20 protein-coding genes are annotated in these 18,332 nt (G+C 41.4%); 8 read left to right on the top strand and 12 right to left on the bottom strand.

Going from position 1 to position 18,332, the window contains the following annotated elements; all coding sequences use genetic code 11:
• Window positions 1-211: 211 nt before the first annotated feature.
• Both BIZ38_RS14965 and BIZ38_RS14960 read right to left on the bottom strand, forming a co-directional pair.
• Window positions 212-1,831, bottom strand: a complete 1,620-nt coding sequence (locus BIZ38_RS14965) for a hypothetical protein (protein WP_187490632.1) — start codon at window positions 1,829-1,831, stop codon at window positions 212-214.
• A gap of 361 nt (window positions 1,832-2,192) precedes the next feature.
• Window positions 2,193-2,849, bottom strand: a complete 657-nt coding sequence (locus tag BIZ38_RS14960; RefSeq protein WP_054560870.1) for a Crp/Fnr family transcriptional regulator — start codon at window positions 2,847-2,849, stop codon at window positions 2,193-2,195.
• Between the two features lie 268 nt (window positions 2,850-3,117).
• On the opposite strand from BIZ38_RS14960, the gene BIZ38_RS14955 reads away from it, so the two are divergent.
• A complete protein-coding gene (locus tag BIZ38_RS14955; RefSeq protein ID WP_054551185.1) occupies window positions 3,118-3,348 on the top strand; it encodes a YgjV family protein in 231 nt (76 codons plus the stop codon).
• Between the two features lie 2 nt (window positions 3,349-3,350).
• Here the strand turns inward: BIZ38_RS14955 and BIZ38_RS14950 are convergent, their stop codons facing one another.
• The 5 genes from BIZ38_RS14950 to BIZ38_RS14930 all read right to left on the bottom strand — a co-directional run bounded on the left by BIZ38_RS14950 (window position 3,351) and on the right by BIZ38_RS14930 (window position 6,118).
• Entirely contained in the window at window positions 3,351-4,991 is a 1,641-nt protein-coding gene (locus BIZ38_RS14950) for an amidohydrolase (RefSeq protein ID WP_187490631.1), read from the bottom strand.
• 92 nt (window positions 4,992-5,083) lie between these two features.
• Entirely contained in the window at window positions 5,084-5,317 is a 234-nt protein-coding gene (locus BIZ38_RS14945; RefSeq protein WP_054551187.1) for an EF-hand domain-containing protein, read from the bottom strand.
• A 4-nt stretch (window positions 5,318-5,321) separates the two neighbouring features.
• Window positions 5,322-5,555, bottom strand: a complete 234-nt coding sequence (locus tag BIZ38_RS14940; protein WP_054551188.1) for an EF-hand domain-containing protein — start codon at window positions 5,553-5,555, stop codon at window positions 5,322-5,324.
• A gap of 98 nt (window positions 5,556-5,653) precedes the next feature.
• Window positions 5,654-5,881: a hypothetical protein gene (locus BIZ38_RS14935; RefSeq protein ID WP_187490630.1), complete on the bottom strand. Its 228-nt coding sequence runs from the start codon at window positions 5,879-5,881 to the stop codon at window positions 5,654-5,656.
• Between the two features lie 9 nt (window positions 5,882-5,890).
• Window positions 5,891-6,118: an EF-hand domain-containing protein gene (locus tag BIZ38_RS14930; protein ID WP_187490629.1), complete on the bottom strand. Its 228-nt coding sequence runs from the start codon at window positions 6,116-6,118 to the stop codon at window positions 5,891-5,893.
• A gap of 313 nt (window positions 6,119-6,431) precedes the next feature.
• Here BIZ38_RS14930 and BIZ38_RS14925 point away from each other — a divergent pair, with 313 nt between their 5' ends.
• From BIZ38_RS14925 to BIZ38_RS14910, 4 genes are read left to right on the top strand one after another with little or no spacing between them, the layout of a single operon-like run.
• Window positions 6,432-7,889: a sensor histidine kinase gene (locus BIZ38_RS14925; RefSeq protein WP_187490628.1), complete on the top strand. Its 1,458-nt coding sequence runs from the start codon at window positions 6,432-6,434 to the stop codon at window positions 7,887-7,889.
• A 1-nt stretch (window position 7,890) separates the two neighbouring features.
• Window positions 7,891-8,418 carry a hypothetical protein gene (locus BIZ38_RS14920; protein WP_187490627.1) on the top strand — a complete coding sequence of 176 codons (528 nt, stop codon included), beginning with the start codon at window positions 7,891-7,893 and terminating at the stop codon, window positions 8,416-8,418.
• 2 nt (window positions 8,419-8,420) lie between these two features.
• Complete coding sequence (locus BIZ38_RS14915) at window positions 8,421-9,764, top strand: sigma 54-interacting transcriptional regulator (RefSeq protein WP_187490626.1); 1,344 nt, start codon at window positions 8,421-8,423, stop codon at window positions 9,762-9,764.
• An 8-nt stretch (window positions 9,765-9,772) separates the two neighbouring features.
• A complete protein-coding gene (locus tag BIZ38_RS14910; protein WP_187490625.1) occupies window positions 9,773-10,273 on the top strand; it encodes a DUF1543 domain-containing protein in 501 nt (166 codons plus the stop codon).
• 1 nt (window position 10,274) lies between these two features.
• On the opposite strand, the gene BIZ38_RS14905 is transcribed toward BIZ38_RS14910, so the two are convergent.
• From BIZ38_RS14905 to pdsR, 4 genes are all read right to left on the bottom strand, one after another.
• Window positions 10,275-10,484 carry a hypothetical protein gene (locus BIZ38_RS14905; protein WP_054551195.1) on the bottom strand — a complete coding sequence of 70 codons (210 nt, stop codon included), beginning with the start codon at window positions 10,482-10,484 and terminating at the stop codon, window positions 10,275-10,277.
• Window positions 10,485-10,534: 50 nt separating this feature from the next.
• Complete coding sequence (locus tag BIZ38_RS14900; RefSeq protein ID WP_156426462.1) at window positions 10,535-10,705, bottom strand: hypothetical protein; 171 nt, start codon at window positions 10,703-10,705, stop codon at window positions 10,535-10,537.
• 113 nt (window positions 10,706-10,818) lie between these two features.
• Window positions 10,819-12,945: a proteobacterial dedicated sortase system histidine kinase gene (gene pdsS, locus BIZ38_RS14895; RefSeq protein WP_187490624.1), complete on the bottom strand. Its 2,127-nt coding sequence runs from the start codon at window positions 12,943-12,945 to the stop codon at window positions 10,819-10,821.
• Window positions 12,945-13,634: a proteobacterial dedicated sortase system response regulator gene (pdsR, locus tag BIZ38_RS14890; protein ID WP_054551197.1), complete on the bottom strand. Its 690-nt coding sequence runs from the start codon at window positions 13,632-13,634 to the stop codon at window positions 12,945-12,947. Before pdsR ends, pdsS begins: the two co-directional genes overlap by 1 nt.
• A 219-nt stretch (window positions 13,635-13,853) precedes the next feature.
• Between pdsR and pdsO the strand changes: the two genes are divergently transcribed.
• From pdsO to BIZ38_RS14875, 3 genes are read left to right on the top strand one after another with little or no spacing between them, the layout of a single operon-like run.
• Window positions 13,854-14,591, top strand: a complete 738-nt coding sequence (pdsO, locus tag BIZ38_RS14885) for a sortase-associated OmpA-like protein PdsO (RefSeq protein ID WP_054551198.1) — start codon at window positions 13,854-13,856, stop codon at window positions 14,589-14,591.
• Window positions 14,592-14,617: 26 nt separating this feature from the next.
• Window positions 14,618-16,618, top strand: coding sequence for a marine proteobacterial sortase target protein (locus tag BIZ38_RS14880; protein WP_187490623.1), 2,001 nt, complete (start codon window positions 14,618-14,620; stop codon window positions 16,616-16,618).
• Window positions 16,606-17,190, top strand: coding sequence for a class GN sortase (locus BIZ38_RS14875; protein WP_187490622.1), 585 nt, complete (start codon window positions 16,606-16,608; stop codon window positions 17,188-17,190). Before BIZ38_RS14880 ends, BIZ38_RS14875 begins: the two co-directional genes overlap by 13 nt.
• Here the strand turns inward: BIZ38_RS14875 and BIZ38_RS14870 are convergent.
• Window positions 17,100-18,044, bottom strand: a complete 945-nt coding sequence (locus BIZ38_RS14870; RefSeq protein ID WP_138616362.1) for a DMT family transporter — start codon at window positions 18,042-18,044, stop codon at window positions 17,100-17,102. The two genes, BIZ38_RS14875 and BIZ38_RS14870, sit on opposite strands and share 91 nt — an antisense overlap.
• Between the last annotated feature and the right edge of the window lie 288 nt (window positions 18,045-18,332).

Raw genomic sequence — 18,332 nt, 5'->3', positions numbered from 1 at the left:
AATGTTATTAGCCGGTGGTTTTATATAGCCTATATTAGCTCAGATATTTAAGCGGAATGGTATAAAACACTCTATTGATAAAAGTGGTAGTTTAAGCTGTGCAAATACATTGATGCTTATCACAAAATAGAAGATTAGTGTTGTGTATAGTTTAAAAAGACAATAAAAAACCGCGCATAAGCGCGGTTTTAAAAGCTTCATTAGCTGTGGACTAGCCACCGTTACCATTACCACCAGTACCACCAGTACCACCAGTACCACCAGTTACAGGAACTTCTTCTACTTCACAGTTATCTCGGACGATGTTAAATGTTTCATCATTACCATCGGCTGTAATAGTGAATGTTTGTTCATCAACGTCAACTCCACGAGGTGTGAATACAACATCATACTCTGAACCGCTTTGTAAGCCAATTAAGCTGTATGAACCCTCAGAACCACTTGCCGCTGTTTTGATTCTGTTTGATTGTGCATATTTAACTAAAGCACCTGTGAATGGGTATGTATTATCTTGGAAATCTTCGCTAGCATTTGAACAAGAATAAGTAACATTGATGTTCTCACTAACAATTTCGTAAGGTTGAACAACCGGAATTGAAATGGCTCCACAAACTAATTGTGAGCTGAAACCCCATGAATTACCAAGTAAATCACGAACAGAAACACGAGCATTTAGTGTATTCCATAGACCATACTTAGCCGCAGCACGTAAAAATAGGTTGCCACTGCCAGATTTAATACGACGGCTGTAAGAGAATTGAGGAGTATCAATATCTATAATCAAAGGTACGCTGCCTGGATAACCACCTAGCGCAAAAGTTGGAACTGCTGTACAAGCAGGGAAGCTCCACAGGAAAGGCCAGCCAGATAAGTGATCGGTAGAAACTGTCGCGTTACCGTCAGCATCTACAGTTACAGAATCTTCAGGAGCCCACTCACCTGTATCTTCGTTGTAAGACATTACGCTTAGAGAATCGCCTTCAGAAATAGCTTGCCCATTAACTGTTGCTGGTAATGATGCAGTAAGAGAAATTGGGCTAGAAAAGTTTTTAACTTTTGTATCACCCGCTTTCAATTCAACATTCATCATTGAAACTGGAACTTGAACTGTAGTTGTACTTGATTCATTTAAACCGTCTGGGACAAGGTCAATTGCTTTTGCTTTACCTGAAGCGGCATCAACATCAGCAGTAACAATTGATAAGCTAATATCACCGTCAGAGATTGCATTGCCATCAGCATCTTGTAATACAACATCAGTACCAATAGCAACTGAAGCTGAGCTTGAGTCTGCATCTGCTGATACAGTTAATTCTTCGGCAAGTTGACCAGAAGTTGTTGTACCTGTTCCAGAGGCGGAAGTAACAGTGTCATCAAGTTTTGTAAGTTGAACGAATGCTTCAAATGGTTCTGAATCATCAACTTCAGAAAAGTCTAAAACTGAAGTTTTAGAAATGAACTCATCTGAAGAAACAATCATTTTAAGCGTAGATACATCAGAAGAAGCTAGGTTGAATGTGAAAGAACCATCTTCAGTTGTGATAGAAGTAATAGCGTTACCATCGATATCTACAACATTTTCAGAAGGAGAACCGTCTTGGAAGAACATAATAGTTGCAGCAATTGGGTTACCTGTTGATTTTTGAACTACGTTTCCTGAAACATAGAACGTTAAATCCTCAGGTGTATCAGCCACAGGAACGTCTACTGTAGGTACAGGTGGCTCAGGCACTGTGTCGTTTTTGTCGTCATCACTCAAACAACCACTTAAGCTTAAAGTGACACCTAACGCTAGCGCTAGCTTGGTTAGTTTAAATTCATTGTTTCCCATAATCGTTACCTTTCTTTCCTTTCTCGTAAAGTAATCAGACTTTTATTAGAGCAAATAGTACCGGTTTGTGCACCGAAAATACGCCACACATGGTTATCTGTTATTGAAGGATAAGCGTACATTATATATACGTCAAGTGAACATTATATATACTTTCATTAATAAAATAAGAAAGTTTTACCTTATCTTTCGAGTGTAAATTCTGTTAACCAACCGCTTTGCAAAATTATAATACAGAGCTATGCCATTAAGAAGCTTAACTCTATGAATATTTATAGATTGTCCAACTGAACTTATGCTGACTTTATTATTCAGTTTGGTAAAATTATTTTAAAGCATTTAAGAAAAATTTGTAACACATTTATAACTGCGCAAAACTTTCGACGTAATCACTAAGCTTGTCGATATCTACTACTTGTAAACCTTGATTACTTCTTTGCACTAAGCCTTTTTCAACTAACTCTGTAACGACGCGTCTATATGCTCTTTCGGTGGTAGCAAAGCGCTCAGCTTCAGCATTTACGGTAGGGTAGGCACGCAGTAACGTTGGGTTGCTGTTTTCAGCTCTTAATAAGCAATCTTTAGCTATGTTGTAGCTAAGTGGTAATAGCAGCTTATCTAAGTTTATTTTTTGGTTTTCTTGGAATTTAGCGGCAATTGTTTGCGCTGTGTACAAGCTTAACTCTGGCTTTTCTAACAGTAGTGCGCGCCAATGCTTGAGCTCTATTAGGTTATAGCTTACATCGCTAAAGCACGTAACTGTATAAATACACGGATAGTTATTCAGAGCTTCAATTTCACCTATCAGTGTGTTGTTACAATCAAGCTGGCCTAAAAGAAGGCGTCGGCCATTACCCACGTCATAGCTGAACGACACTGTGCCGCTTCTCACTAATACGAGTTTTGACAAGGGTTGATCTTGGTGGATCAGCACCTCTTTTTTAGCTTGTTGAAAACTGCTGCCAGCAAATGTCAGTAATTGGTCAACAAGGTAGCTTGAAAAATGATATTGAAACATTAACGCCGCTCTTCGGACAATTGTCCTATTTATTACATCTTAATGACGTTAGCATTAAGATTCTAAGAATTTACGCTAACTTGCTAGTAAGGTGTTTCACGTTACTGATACCTTCATTTCCCGTGTAATGATTTTAAAGCCAAGGTTATTCTTAAGCTTTACAAGGTTTTTAGTAAGTTAGCTTTTTTATTTTATTGTCAAAATAGCACAGAGTGCGTCAAAAAAAATGACAAGCTCCAATGCTAACCTAAAGCCTAGGAGAGAACAATTGAGTTGGGAATATTTAGGCTATTTAGCGTCAGCACTGTTGGTTGCTTCTTTGACAATGAGCGATGTAGTAAAACTACGTTGGCTTAACTTAGCAGGGTGTATTGCATTTACCTTCTACGGATTAGCAATAGGAGCCGTGCCCGTTGCCTTCACTAATGGCTTACTGGCGTTTGTGAATATTTACCACATCGTTAAATTAAAGCGTCAGCAAAAAGCTGACGCCGAGTAATATTATTCCTCTTTTTTATATTTCAGCTCGCCCGCAATCCAAGTTTGCGTCACGTTTATATCGTGAATTTCAGAAATTGGCGCTTTGTAATAGTCTTTATCAATCAAAATAAAGTCAGCCCATTTACCTTGCTCTAAACTGCCTACCTTAAACTCTTGATGTGCAGCATAAGCACCACCTAAAGTAAATGCACGCAAAGCTTCATCACGCGATAGCAGCTCTTGTGGTCGCCAGCCGCCTTCTGGTAATTGATTATGATCCATTCGGGTGATGGCCGAATATAAACCATCAAATGGGTTAGCAAGCTCCACTGGAAAGTCAGAACCCGCTGCAATCACTGAGCCTTGTGCTAAAAAGGTCTTCCAAGCATACGCCCCTTCAAGCTGTTTTTCAGTTAGACGCTGCTCTGCCATATGCATATCAGAGGTTGCATGAACAGGCTGCATTGATGGAATAATTTTTAATGTTTTAAAACGAGGAATGTCTTCAGGAGTCACGATTTGTGCATGTTCAATTCGGTTACGAAGTAAAATACCACCGGTTTTTTTAAATACATTTTCATAGGCATCGAGTACTACGTGATTGGCTTTATCACCAATTGCATGAGTGTTTGCACTAAAGCCATGGGAAAAGCTTAGGTTAAATAGCTGCTCAAGCTTTTCTTGAGTTTCAAGCATTAAGCCATGATGATTTTTACGATCAGCGTACTCTTCAATGAGGGCTGCGCCTCGGCTTCCCAAAGCGCCATCCGCATACACTTTGACACTGCGAATCGACAGCATGTCATTCATGTCTTTATATTTGCCTGCTTTGAGCATGGTTTCTAATTGAGGATCGGCAGCACTTAGCATGGCTACGATTCTTATAGGAAGGGTATTTTGCTCAGTGCGCTGCTTGTACACTTGCCACGTGTCATAATCGATACCGGCATCATGGGTTGATGTAATACCCAAACTTAGTAGATGTTTACCTGCATTATCTAAGGCTGTATTAATGCTGGCATGGCTTGCTTTTGGTACATGTTGGGTAACAAGCGTTTCGGCTTTATCAATGAATACCCCAGAAGGTAAGCCAGAATCTAGCTTTAAAATTTCACCGCCGGCAGGAGAGGAAGTTTGTTTGGTAATACCTGCAAGTTCCATGGCTTTTGAGTTAACCCACACAGCATGACCATCAACGCGAGAAAGTACCACAGGTTTGTCTTTTACGTATTTGTCTAAATCAGCTGCAGTTGGAAACTTACCGCCAGGCCATTGCTCTTGGTTCCAACCGCGACCAATGATCCAACTTTGTTTATCTTTGGCAAACTCAGCCAGCATTTTGCCAACCTCATCTGCCGAGCGCGTATTCCTGACATCAAGTTGTGAAAGGTTATTTCCTAAACCAATCACATGGCCATGAGCATCGACTAAGCCTGGTAACAATGTGGCTTGCTTGCCATCAATTGCGGTGGCGTCAGGAAAGCTATTTTTAATTGAGTCATTGCCTGTTTTTACGATTTTACCGTCTTTAAAAACCAGTGCAGAAAAGTGTTGGGTTTCGCCTTTATAGGTAGGCGTATAGCCATTTACATTATAAATAACAGTGGTGTTGGCAAAGCAGCTAAGTGAAGCTGTTGCGAGTAAGCTGATGATGAGTTTCATAATCTTCTAATAGTTTTTATTGATTTATGAAAACAGTATCAGAGTTGCAGTAAACTGCAACTCAGCAGAGATTAATAATTAACTATAACTCTTTATTTGCTCGCATAAATCTTAAACTCACTGAGGGATAATTTATTATCTTTATCACTGTCGTAATTTTTAAATCGCGACCACAGAGCTGGGTCTCTCGCAGACTCTGAACGAGTCAGGTAACCATCGTCATTACGATCAAGTTGTTTAAATTTTTCACCAATACTATCTGCAGCAAAACTCATTGTGCTAAATGCACAACTTAAAACTAGGCTGGCAAAGGTTAATTTTGACATTACTTTAACTCTTGTTTGTTAAATAGTGTTTAAACTCAAGGAGCGAGATTTGTTGATCTTTATCTGTATCCCACTGCGCTATGCGTTTTTGCAAGTGCGGTTGCGACGACAGTTCCTGCTCAGATAAAAAGCCATTTTTATCTTTATCTAGGTGATCAAAGCGTTGTTTTACGTCCAATGCTAAGCTATTGAAGCTTATAGTAATTAAGGTGCATGGAGCAAGCCAGAAAATTCTCATAATTGTCTCCTAAATAAAAGTGCTTGCCATAATTTAACTCCCAAAATTTAAATCCGTTTACACATTCCCTCTGGGATTATGGCAAGCACTTTAAGCCGTTAAGGTTTGAATTTTTCAAGCTCTTGTTCAGACAAAACCTGATCGCCGTTTTCATCCAGATCGGCAAATTGCTTAAGTAAGCTATCGTGTTTGGTTGCTTCAGTTAATGAAATCTCGCCATCGGCGTTTGTATCAAATTGAGCAAATCGAACATCCATTTGTGATGCTAAAACGGTGGCGCTGATAACTAAAAACATCAGCGAGAATGCAGCTAAAAGTTGTTTCATTACAATCTCCTATTGAATAAACGACTGAAACTCAGAAAATGAAATTTGGCCATTTTGATTACTATCAATTTGCGTAAAGTTGCCGTGCAACAAGGCATCTTCAGATGCTTCTGCCTCACTCAAAAAACCATTGCTGTCTTTATCGAGTTCGTTAAACGTTGTTTGCAAATCAAGTGCATAACTACTTAACGAGATGAGACTTATAAGCAGGGTGGCTACCGGGGCCGTTACTTTCATTTTGTGTCCTAAATAACTAATTTGCTTAGTACTAATCAAAATCAGTGCCAATATTAAAAGTTATTAATTATCAGGTGGTTATGGTTTTTGTGTGGTTTTGAATGCGAAATAGTTACAGGGTGTTGTGTCTTTTTTGCAACGATTTTCAGGTGTTAAAAGTTTATCTATTTTATTTCAATGAGTTAGTTTGTTGCCAAATAGCAACTTTGTATCGGTTTTTGGGGGGGGAATCAGTACTTTTTAAGGTCGGATTCAGCGAGTGTCTAAGTTTGTTCACTAATAATCAGCATCTGCAATTATGTTGAGAGTGAATATGCAAAATAAAGTAGCGATAAAAATAAAACAGTTACTCAATTGGCGACCTAGTCTTATTGGCCAGTTTGTCTGTAGCATTTTGCTGTCTTTACTACCGTTATCTTTGGTGGTGATTTTATTTTTAAATGCGCTTAATAAGCAGCTTGCGGTGACTCAAGAAATCGTCGGTGACAATTACGAGATTACTAAAGCATTTAACAACCTCAAACAAGACTTAAATAGCCTTGAACGAGCAACTCGACAAAACTGGGTGCTTAAAAGTGAATCCCTCGATAGCTTGATTGCCAACAAGTGGCAATCGTCATTGCAAAGTGTCGATGAGCTCATTTTCTTAAGCCCAACCGCTGATTATGTCTCGCAGTGGCGGCAATTGGCTGAGGTATTACAATTTGCGCATCAGCATTTATTAATAGAACAAAAGCAAGATGGTGAGCTGTTTGCACCCGCTAGTAAGCTTATCAGTGAGCAAACAAATTGGCTCAAAGAGCAAAATGAATTGCGCATCACAAAAAATCAGCAGCAATTAAAAGCACTTCAAGCTTCATTTATTAATTGGTTAGTTGCGTTAATTCCACTCACGTTATTGGTCGGGGGCGGCTTTCTTTGGCGGATCAGCGGGCGGCTCAGAGAACTCACACATGTGATTGATAAACTTGGACAAGGTCACTGGCAGCAAAAAATTCAAGTTCGCGGCTCGTCAGAGTTAGTTGAATTAGGTAATAAATTAGAGTGGGTTCAAGCGCAGTTACATATGCTTGAGCAGCAAAAAGATACGTTTTTACGCCATGTGACACATGAATTAAAAACGCCCCTAGCTTCGATGGTTGAAGGCACAGACTTACTCGCAGATGAAATTGTTGGTCCTATCAATAGCGAGCAACAAGCCGTTCTTGAGCTAATAACGCAAAGTATGGTGCGACTCAGAGCCATGATTGAAAGCTTATTGAGTTACAACGCCATTCGCACGAGTAAGCAAAGCCTAAGCGAGCTTAATTTTAACTTGATGATGAATAAAATTGAGCGTCATTTTGAGCACCGATTATCAGCGCGTGACTTATCCATTGTGTGGGTGAACGAGTTACCAAATAAAGCCTTGTTTATCTCAATTGAGCTACTTGAAATGGTGCTCATTCAGCTGACTTCAAATGCGCTAAAGTTTTCGCCAGAACATGAGTCAGTGACAATAAAAGCAAGCTTAAAGCAGGGACAGTTAATTTTGAGTGTCAGCGACTTAGGGGTAGGGATAGAGGATACAGAAAAAGCCGCTGTGTTTGGGGCTTTTTACCAAGGTAAGAATGCAAAACAACATACTGAAATGGGCAGCGGGCTTGGTTTAACCATAGTTAAAGAAACCGTTGAACAATTAAACGGTAAGCTCTCTATTACTGATAATGACCCACAAGGATGTGTATTTACAGCCATTTTACCAATTCAATTAACCCAAGGAGTTAACTGATATGGGCTTAGCGAATAAAGCCAGTTTTATGCTTGTTATAGGCACACTTTTTATAACAGGGTGCACGATCACGCAAAAGCATGTTGAGGCAGAGCAAATAGAGCCGACAACAGAAGTGAAACCTCAAGGGCAACCTAATCCAAAGCCTCGGCCGAAAAGTGAGCCGTTATATCCGCCTGCAAGTACAGTTATTGCTTGGCATGCTGCCAAGTGCGGTGGCTTTAAGGCAAGCTCTGATAAAGCAAATTATGTTGGCGAAAATGAGCTAAAGCGTCTGTTTGAGTCGATTTGTTTACTCGGTGCTTCAGAGCCAGAAAAAGCTCTTAGTCAGCTTGAAAAAAGTGACCATGCTTTTTATTGGCCAGATGATATTAAGCAGTATCTATGGTTACAAAAGCAATATTTACAACAGAATTTAGCAGCAAAACAAGCTAAGCAGGCGCTAAGTGATGAAATGGAAAAAACCTTATCGTCGCTTGCGACTATCGAACAACAACTTCTGCTACGTGAAGAAACCAAGGAGCAGTAACCATGAATGAAGTAACAAAACCACGGGTTTTATTAGTAGATGACGATGCGAGTTTATTAAAGTTACTGGCGATTAGAATTGAGTCTAAAGGCTATTTGGTAAGCACAGTCGAAAGTGGCATTGAGGCATTACAAACGTTAAAAAACCAAACCTATGATGCGGTGATCACTGACTTAAGAATGGATGAAATGGACGGCATGGCTCTACATCGCCAGTTACAAAGTCGATACCCTTCAATGCCGGTGATTATGATGACAGCACATGGTTCGATACCTGATGCAGTGGAAGCGACGAAGCAAGGTATTTTTGCATTTATTACCAAACCAGTTGATAAAGATGAGCTGTTCGACAGCCTTGCTAAAGCTATTGAGATCCATGGTGTACACGGTGATGAAACACCGACACAAACAAATATTGTCACCCGTAGCGGCGCGATGTTGCATTTACTTGAGCAAGTTAAATTGCTTGGTCCAACGCAAGTGAATGTGTTGATCTCCGGTGCTAGCGGCACAGGTAAAGAGCTGCTTGCACAAGCGATACATCAACATAGCCATGTTAGTGATGGGCCATTTGTGGCAATTAACTGTGGCGCTGTGCCGGGGGAGCTTTTAGAGTCTGAATTGTTTGGGCATAAAAAAGGCGCGTTTACAGGCGCAGTAAAAGACCATCAAGGTTTGTTTCAACAAGCTCAAGGTGGGACCCTTTTTCTGGACGAAATAGGTGATATGCCGCTAAATTTACAAGTAAAGCTGCTTAGGGTTTTACAAGAGAAAACCATTCGTCCTGTAGGCTTTCAAGAAGAAATCCCAATTGATGTGCGGGTGGTGTCAGCGACTCATAAGAACCTCCCAGAGGCAATCAATAATCAGCAGTTCCGTGAAGATTTATATTACCGATTAAATGTGGTGAACTTAAAACTGCCTCCGCTTTGTGAACGCCGAGAAGATATTAGTTTGCTAGCACAGCATTTTGCAGGTCTAATTGCTAAACGTATGGGGCAAGAGCAAAAGCAGTTTGCCAATGATGCGATGCATGCTTTGGTGCGCTATGATTGGCCGGGTAATATCCGTCAATTACAAAATGTGATAGAGCAGGTAGTAGCCCTTACACCTGGTAAAGTGATAGCTGTTCAGTTAGTTGAGAGTGCATTAAATAGTAATGTTAGTATTGCTGAGCCACTTTCGTTAAATGATGCAAAAAAAGAATTTGAGCGAGATTATTTAATTAATACGCTGAAAATGTCAGCGGGTAATGTTGCCGAAGCCGCAAAGCTTGCGAAACGTAATCGCTCAGATTTTTATAAATTAATCAAAAAGCACAACATTAATGTTGAAAGCTTAATATAAGGAAAAACATGGCGCTTTTTTTAGTCTATCTGGGCGGTCGTATTCAAGGTTGCCACATTGAAATGCACGACGTTCGATTTGTCGTAGGCGATAGCATTGAGCAAACCTACTCAAAACTAAAAGCACAATGGGTGGGTGATAAAAGCAATGTGCACATGGATAGTTACATGCAAATTAAGCACATTGATGGTTATCAGGTCGAAGTGGTTGATAGTGCGCATCACCAAGCTGAAAAACTGTATTTTGTGAATTTGGGTGCTTACCGAGCTGATAGCCTTGCAGAGCAGCATGATTTTGCATTGTACGTTGCCCGTAGCAGTGAAGAAGCAAAGCAACGCGCTAAAGAATCTTTACTGGCTGGGATGACTCATCTTCATAAAGATGACTTACACGATGTAGACGATTGTTTTGCGATTGACTTGTTAGATAGCAACTTATCAATCAAATTAACGCCAAGCGGGCAAGCTCAAGCAATGAAGCCTGATTGGTTTGGCTATCATGTGTTGTGATCTATTCTTGGTTATCGTTTTTACTGGCAACTTTAAAGGCGATAATCACCAATCCAAACAAAGCAAATGGCAGTGCAGCGAGTAAATACTCAACGGTATGGCTGTCTTGATAGTTGGGCTGGAGTAGGAAGTGACCTGCAACACAAAGTAAAATAGCCACGAATAAAACGGGCAGTAAAATCAGTTCTTTTTTAGGTGAGTGTTTTTTCATTACAAAGCGTTATATTCCAAAGGTGCGCCATTGTAATGATCTCAGCTTACTCAGGTCAAATAAGTTGCTTTGTAGTTTGCTTTATATTGCGCTGTATCAACTTTTTTAGTGTCAGCTTTTACAGGCTGCTTTTTTGGAGCCGCTGGTTTATCGGTTGCTTCATTATAGCTAAACAGCCCCATAATGAATTCAATCTCTTCACGTTGTAATCCAGATCGCATGATGCCCTCCAAAGAATAATTTACCTTTTGTATTACAAATATTACGTCCTGTAATCTGAATTATCGGTGAACATCGCGTCACTAAACTGTAATCATATGTAACGCAAATATGCTTATTTAATAGGCAGCTCCACAGTAAACACAACACCTGTGCCATCATCTAAATTTTCTGCCAATACTTTACCGTGATGGTAATCGCAAATAAGCCTTACAATATAAAGACCTAAACCCAAGTGGGGCTGCTGCTGATGTTGCTGACTTCTCACCGAGACCATTGAGTCGAAAATGTGTTCAACTAAACCGTCAGGGAGCAAAGGCCCTTGGTTGCTGATTGTCAATAATGCATGGTGCTCTTGCTTGGTTAAGCTAACTGAAATTGTGCTTTGCGAGGTTTTAAACTCAAGTGCGTTGTTGATGAGCTTATCGAGTAATTGGGCAATAAATTCTGGTGCGCCACTAACATTTAACGGCTCTTTACAAAGCGACAAGGTAAATAGGCTTTCACCATAGGTTATTTGATAGCCCTGCATGCAGCCGGTGATCACCTTGGTCAGGTCAAACTCTTCTGCCTCGGCACTTTGAATACTTTGTTCAAGGCGCGTTGCTTCACTCATGGTGGTAATAATTTTACCTAACCGCTCAACCCCTTCACTAGCACGGTCGAGGTATTTTTGACTCAGTTCAGATTGCGGCTGCATTTGTAAATTTTCAAGCGATGAGCGCACAACAGCCACGGGCGTACGCAGCTCATGGGAGAGTCGTGATGACATATTTTCTAAGTAATCAGTATAACCACTTAAACGGCTAACAATGTTGGCAAAGCTGCGAGAAAGATCGCCAATTTCGTCATTCGAATCGGCATAAGTAATTTTGCCGGTGATCCGCCCTTGAGCATCAATGGCTTGTTCGGCGTTGTCACGTAAGCGGCGAATACGGCTGGAAATTCTTGAAGCAAAAAAGAACAGTGTCACAGTACCAACAAGCATCACCGCTAAAATGACATTAAATAGCTTTTCTAACGATTTATTACGCAGAGTGCGCACGCCATTGGTGGTTTCTTCTGCGATTACTGCACCAATGACTTTATCTTGGATCCAAATAGGGTAGGCCGCCGATAAAATAACGGCTTTGTTATCTGGAGTTAAGCGCCATGATGATGCAGGTTTCCCATTTAAAGCACTGGCTATGTGAGTACCTTGCATCGCTGCGACATCATGTAAGGTATCAATAAACTCATTTTCTGGGCGAGTTAAAATTTTATAGTAAAGTGGGTGTAAGTAATCTTGCTCAAAGCGTTGCCACCAGGTTGTTGCGGGCTCCTCTTTTAGGCCGTCAGCCCAAACGCCATCGGCATGATGAATTGAGCCTGATTGTGCAAGTACGCGATGATGGTTATCGACGACCCAAATTCGGCTGCCACTGTGGCCCATGCCTTTCAAAATACGGTTAATTTCTGGCGAAGGTACTAAAACAGAGCCGATATCATTGGGATTTTGTAGGTTTGAGGTCGACATAAGCTGAGGCTCAACCTTGTCTTCATCCCAATCTTCAATCGCAAAACCAAGCTTATTCCCTAGCATCGAAAGCGGAAAACGCAGCTCTATGTTGTAACCCGTGTCGGTGCTTTTAAAATAGCCTTGGATTTTAGTGACCGGCTCTTGTGTCGAAGCATCAAAGGCATTAACCCAACCATCTTGACGGGCGGCCACCACATAGCTTTTAAATTCACCTTCAGGTGTTTTTAACATGATCTGTAAGTGATCATTACGGGTAAAGCTGAGCACATTTTTAGCACGATACACCAGTGAGTTATCAGTGACTTTAAATGCCGCATAAAGGTAGTTTTCGTATTTGCCTACCATGTGATCAAAACTTAGATCACTCTCTTGATGATCATTACTTAACCCCTGTAAGTAGCGCTTGTCGTAATGCCAAAATAAGCTTTGATAAGGCTGCCACTCTGACAATTTACCATCAAGTTGAATCGGGTTATTCAGATTATAGGCATATAAATCTCGGCCTTTTACAACTTGATCTAAAAAGTTGGTTTGCGAGTCAAACAAAGCAGGGCGCTCATGTAATGCGGTTGCGAGTGCGCGGGTGGTGCCCACTAAGGTTTTTTCTTGCCCTTGTCTTAAGAATTTTTCCATTTCCCAAACATATTCATAGCCAAGCCAAGGCAATAAAAATAAAAAGCAGGATAAGAAAATAAACTTTGTTCTAAGCCCCAAACGCAGCATTAAGCTTGCTCCCAGCGATAACCCATACCGTAAACGGTATCAATGCAGTCAAATGCACCATCTAAAGCAATAAACTTTTTACGAATGCGTTTTACGTGTGAGGTAATAGTGCTGTCATCAACATAAATTTTCGCATCACTCATTAATTCGTTGCGGCTTTTTACATGGCCTGGACGCTGTGCAAGTGAATGTACCATCCAAAATTCTGTCACAGTTAAATCAACCAGTTGCTCTTGCCAAAAAACCTGCATGCGCTGGGTATCTAACTTTAACGGGCCACGATGCAAAAGAGCAGTTTGATCGGCGGGTTGATCGAAAGCATCAAGGCGTCTAAACAAGGCACCAATGCGAGCAGCAAGATGCGCCATACTGATGTCTTTGGTTAAGTAATCGTCAGCACCCATGCGCAGGCCACATACGGTATCAATTTCGCTATCCCGGGCGGTTAAAAATATAATCGGTAAGGTTTTAGAAAGACTGCGTAATGTTTGGCAAAGTAAAAAACCACCATCCACTTCATGGCCAAGGCCAATATCAACAATGGCTAAATCTGGTAAAGATTGACTAAATGCTAATTCAGCACTGGCTCTGTCAGCAAAGCCTACAACCTGATAGCCCTGAGCGCTGAGCATTTCTGTGTAGTTTTCGCGGATTGCTGTTTCATCTTCAACGATTGCTATTTTCTTCATTGTTAATACTTACTTAAATTCTTTCTATAGCGAACTATACCTAATTTTTTGCCTTGCGTACTGGCAAAAACGCGATTGCCATTTTTCTGCCACAATTGCTCAGCAGTTTGCCTTTTTTGCTCCCCTTTATTGCCATTTCGACTTGTTTTAATAGCTCCATACCAAGTTCGCAACACCAACCAATGTTGCCAAGCAATTAAGTAGAAAAAGGATTAAACCATGAAAAAATTAATTATTGCCGCTGTTATCACGTCTGCTGTATCTGTAGCCCCTTTTGCAGACGCTGCGAGTCAAGCTAAACAAGAAACACCAAAAGAAACAGCCATTGGCTTAGGTGCAGGTGCCGTTGTTGGCGGCCTAGTCGGCGGCCCAGTGGGTGCATTTATTGGCGCGTTTGCTGGTGGCTTAATTGGCGAAAAAGAAGCGGCAGACAACACCATTGATGAACAAGCACACGCATTAGTTGTAATGAAAGAGCAAACCGCTGATTACCAACAAGTAATTGCCGATAACGCCGCCTTAAGTGAGCAGCTTGAATTATTAGCTGACGAAAAAGAGCAGTTACTACAAGCCCAATTGAACACCTTATTGGCCATGACGGTACAGTTTAAAACTGGCTCTAGCGAAATTGCCCCACACTTTGCTAACCAGCTCAATAAAGTCGCACAGTTACTTATTGCTCAGCCAAATCTGGCTATCGACTTAAATGGCTTTGCAGATCAGCGTGGTGATGAGTTGGCTAATTTAATGCTCTCAAAACAGCGTGTAAATGCAGTGCAAAGCTACTTAATTAAACAAGGTGTGCCTCATACGCGCTTAACCGCTACCGCCTTTGGTGAGCAGCAAAGTGTTGCCGATTCAAATAACTACGAAGACAACGTGTTTGACCGCCGCGTAACCTTAACGACACGCCCTGTTTCACAAAGCAGCTTACGCACAGCACAAAGTAACCACTAATTCATCGGTCGATGGAGTGACATATTATGTTGAGTAACCGTACCAAAAGGCTCCTTTTTGGGAGCCTTTTTATCCTCTTATTAGGTTATGCAGTTAACCCTGCATTTGCAGCCAATGCCAGTGCCGAACTACGTTTTTATGATGATTCTAATAGCCAAGTGTCGTCGGGCTTATTAGTGAAAAACGATGTCACTATGACGCTCACTGGGCTTATTAATCATGTTGTTGTTAAACAGCGTTATCAAAACCCGCACCCGTTTGCAGTAAATGCCCGTTATGTGTTTCCGTTACCAGATGAAAGCGCAGTTCATGCCATGCAAATGCAAATTGGTGAGCGCATTATCACCGGTAACATTGCCCTTAAGCAGCAGGCTGAACAGCAATTTGAGCAAGCTCAAAAACAGGGAAAGCGCGCTGCTTTAGTACGTCAGCAACGCGCGAACATTTTCTCTACTGATGTAGCAAACCTTGGAGCAGGGGAAGAGATTGAAATTACCTTGCAATACCAAGAGATCATCGGTTTTCGAGATGGTGTGTTTTCACTGCGTTTTCCAACCACTATTACGCCGCGCTACGAACCTTTAACGGCAGAACTACAGCAAAAAGTGAATCTAGAAACAACAGACACAGAACAACAGAGCGACGCAACAGCTAACACAGCGCAATTGGCATCAGCGTGGCTAAAGCCTGTTTTTCATCGTGCACAAAGCCAAGAGTCTGATGCGAGCCTAAACCTTGCTATTTCGATGGATATTGGTCTTGAGCTGAGTGATATCAGCGCTAATTTAGCGGGCATGCAAATCGATAACCCAAGCTTTGGTCGGTACCAGTTATCACTTAATCGTGATGTTCCAATGGATAGAGACTTTGAGCTGACATTTAAGCCCCTTGATAAAGCCCACTCTCAGGCTGCATTTTTTACCGAAACAGTAGCAGGGCAAGAATATGGTTTGCTGATGTTAGTACCGCCAAGCGATCACTTTACTTCGCAAGCTCGTCTGCCTCGCGAAATGGTGTTTGTTGTAGATACCTCTGGCTCAATGCATGGCCAATCAATGGAGCAGGCTAAACAAGCCTTGTTTTATGCTCTTTCATTATTGGATGAAAATGACAGTTTTAACATCATAGGCTTTGATAATGAAGTGTCGGTATTAAGTGACACGCCAATGATTGCCAATGACTTTAACATTCGCCGTGCAGAGCGCTTTATTTATGGCTTACAAGCCGGTGGCGGCACCGAAATAGCAAAAGCACTGACTCAGGTACTTGATGGTAAACAGCATGATGGCTTTGTACGCCAAGTGGTGTTTTTAACCGATGGCAGTGTGGGTAACGAAACGCAGCTATTTAAACAAATTCAAACAGATTTAGGTGACAGCCGACTCTTTACCGTCGGTATTGGTAGCGCACCTAATAGCTTTTTTATGACCAGAGCTGCTGATATTGGCCGTGGTACATTCACTTTTATAAGTAGCACCAGCCAAGTACAGCCCAAAATGCAGCTGCTATTTGATAAATTAGCGCATCCCGCGGTTACAGAACTTGCACTTGAAGGCGACAAAGCAGCCCTTGAGTATTGGCCATCGCCATTACCTGACTTGTATTTTTCAGAGCCGGTTTTGGTTGCTGTGAAGCTTGATGGCAGTCAGCACTTAACATTAAAGGGGCAAACAAACACAGGGCCAATGACGATTAATTTAGCAACGGCCAATGCCGCAAACGGCGAAGGTATCGCTAGACTCTGGGCAAGACAAAAAATTAAGTCACTACTGCTCTATAATGAAAAGGATGCGGTACGCGCAGAAGTCGAGACATTAGCACTTCAGCATCATTTACTTAGCCCTTTTACAGCCTTTATTGCAGTTGATAACTATGCGGATAATGAGATTGCAGAGCGTTCAATGCAAGTGAGAAACAAACTTCCTAACGGCATGACGCTACCGCAAACCGACGGACAAAGCCGCGTGTTTATGCTAATCGGGTTACTATTACTCGCTTTTTCGTGGTTATGGCAATGGCGACGCTAAAAAAAGTGCTGCCAGTTTGCAGCGCCTTACTTGGCATGGCATTGTTTGTGAATGGTGGCTATATGCAGGCGAAAGCTTGGCTGGCTCAGGCTCTGATTGAATCTGCTTGGCAGCAAGCTTTGCAAAGTCCTAATCAGCAAGTGAGGCCTTGGTTTTACGCCGATGGTTATGTCACTGCACACATAGAATGGCCAAGCCAGCAGCAAGAATTGACTGTACTTGCTGGTGCATCGGGGCGAAACCTCGCGTTTGCCCCCGGGCATTTTTTGCCAAGCGGTGAACTTGGCAGCACAAATGGGGTGTTGATTGCGGGTCATAACGACACCCACTTTGCATTTCTAAAACATGTCAAAGTGGGTGAGCAATTCAGTATGCAATTGCAAAATGGCCAAATTGAGCACTATCAAGTTCGCAGCGTTGATGTTATTCATCAAAGCGAGCAAGGGTTTTTAGCACAATCAGGCCTTTATTTATTAACCTGTTACCCTTTTGACTCGTTAGCTTCTGGGACTGAGTTTAGGCTATTGGTGTCGGCTGATAAATTATCGTCTACGTCAACTTTCAGTTCTTGATGACGTTGGCTAACAATAACACCGGCAAATACCACCGCAATACTCACCCATTGCCAAAGTGTGAGTACTTCGCCAAGTAAAATGGCAGACAAAATTAACGCAAAAATTGGAATGAGGTTTGAGTAAGCAGCAGCGGTTAATACCGACACCTTACTGATGGCGTAATTGTACATGCCATAGCCGCCTAAAGTGACACATGAGCCTAAATATAAAATGCTCAGTAGGGCACTTAAATCGTGCTGATTTTCGCTGGGTAGTTCGATAAATAATAAAAAAGGCGCAAAGAATAAGCTACCGCTAAACCCTTGTATTGCTATTAAGGTCAGCGGTGAGTAACGTGCGACTAAGTGTTTTACGCTCACCGTATAAAACGCCGCGCACACCATTGCCATCAATTCTAAAAAGTTACCAAGTAGTGGGTTAGGGGCTTGCTCAGTACTTGGTGATAATAGCGTTAATAAAATACTGCCGCCAATACATAAGGTAAAACCAACGACAATGGCTTTACTGATGTACTCTTTTAAAATTAAGAACGCCAAAATAGCGACGATAATTGGTAAACAAGAGACAATCACCCCAGCTTGCGATGCCGAAGTGTATTCAAGGGCATGCCCTTCAAATAAATAATAAAAGCAAGGCTCAGCCAGTGACATACCAATTAAGTACTTCCAGTCGCCTGGTTTGAACTCAAAGCGGATTATATAGCGCCATAAACATAAGCTAATCAATAGGGTGGTTAGCATTCTTAAAAAAATCACTAACACAGGATCATAAACATTGATTGCATGCTTTAAAGCAATGTAAGAGCTACCCCATAAAAAGGTCGCAATAATTAAGCATAAACTGGCTGGCATAGGTGTCGCTATTGAGTAAAAAAACGAGAGCGCGATCCTAGCATGAATTTTTTTAACTTGTTCAAAAACTGTTAGCTGGTATAAATATACCCAAACTACCTCAATATGCGAGTTTCAGTTGGAATTAAAAGCGATTTAGGCAAGGCATTGATTGCAAATAATAGTGGTTCTATTGTTAAAATCAAGAACGCAGTATAAATCGCTTTTAAACCAACCCTTTGGGCGCTTCACAGGCACTTACTCTCATCGTTGTTACTTCTTAAAAGGGACTGCCATTCTTGCAAAGTA

The organism is Pseudoalteromonas sp. BZK2, from assembly GCF_014349195.1.
Classification (GTDB): Bacteria; Pseudomonadota; Gammaproteobacteria; order Enterobacterales; family Alteromonadaceae; genus Pseudoalteromonas; species Pseudoalteromonas simplex.
Note: the sequence above shows the minus strand (reverse complement) of the source record. Positions and strands in the feature narration are given on the sequence as shown.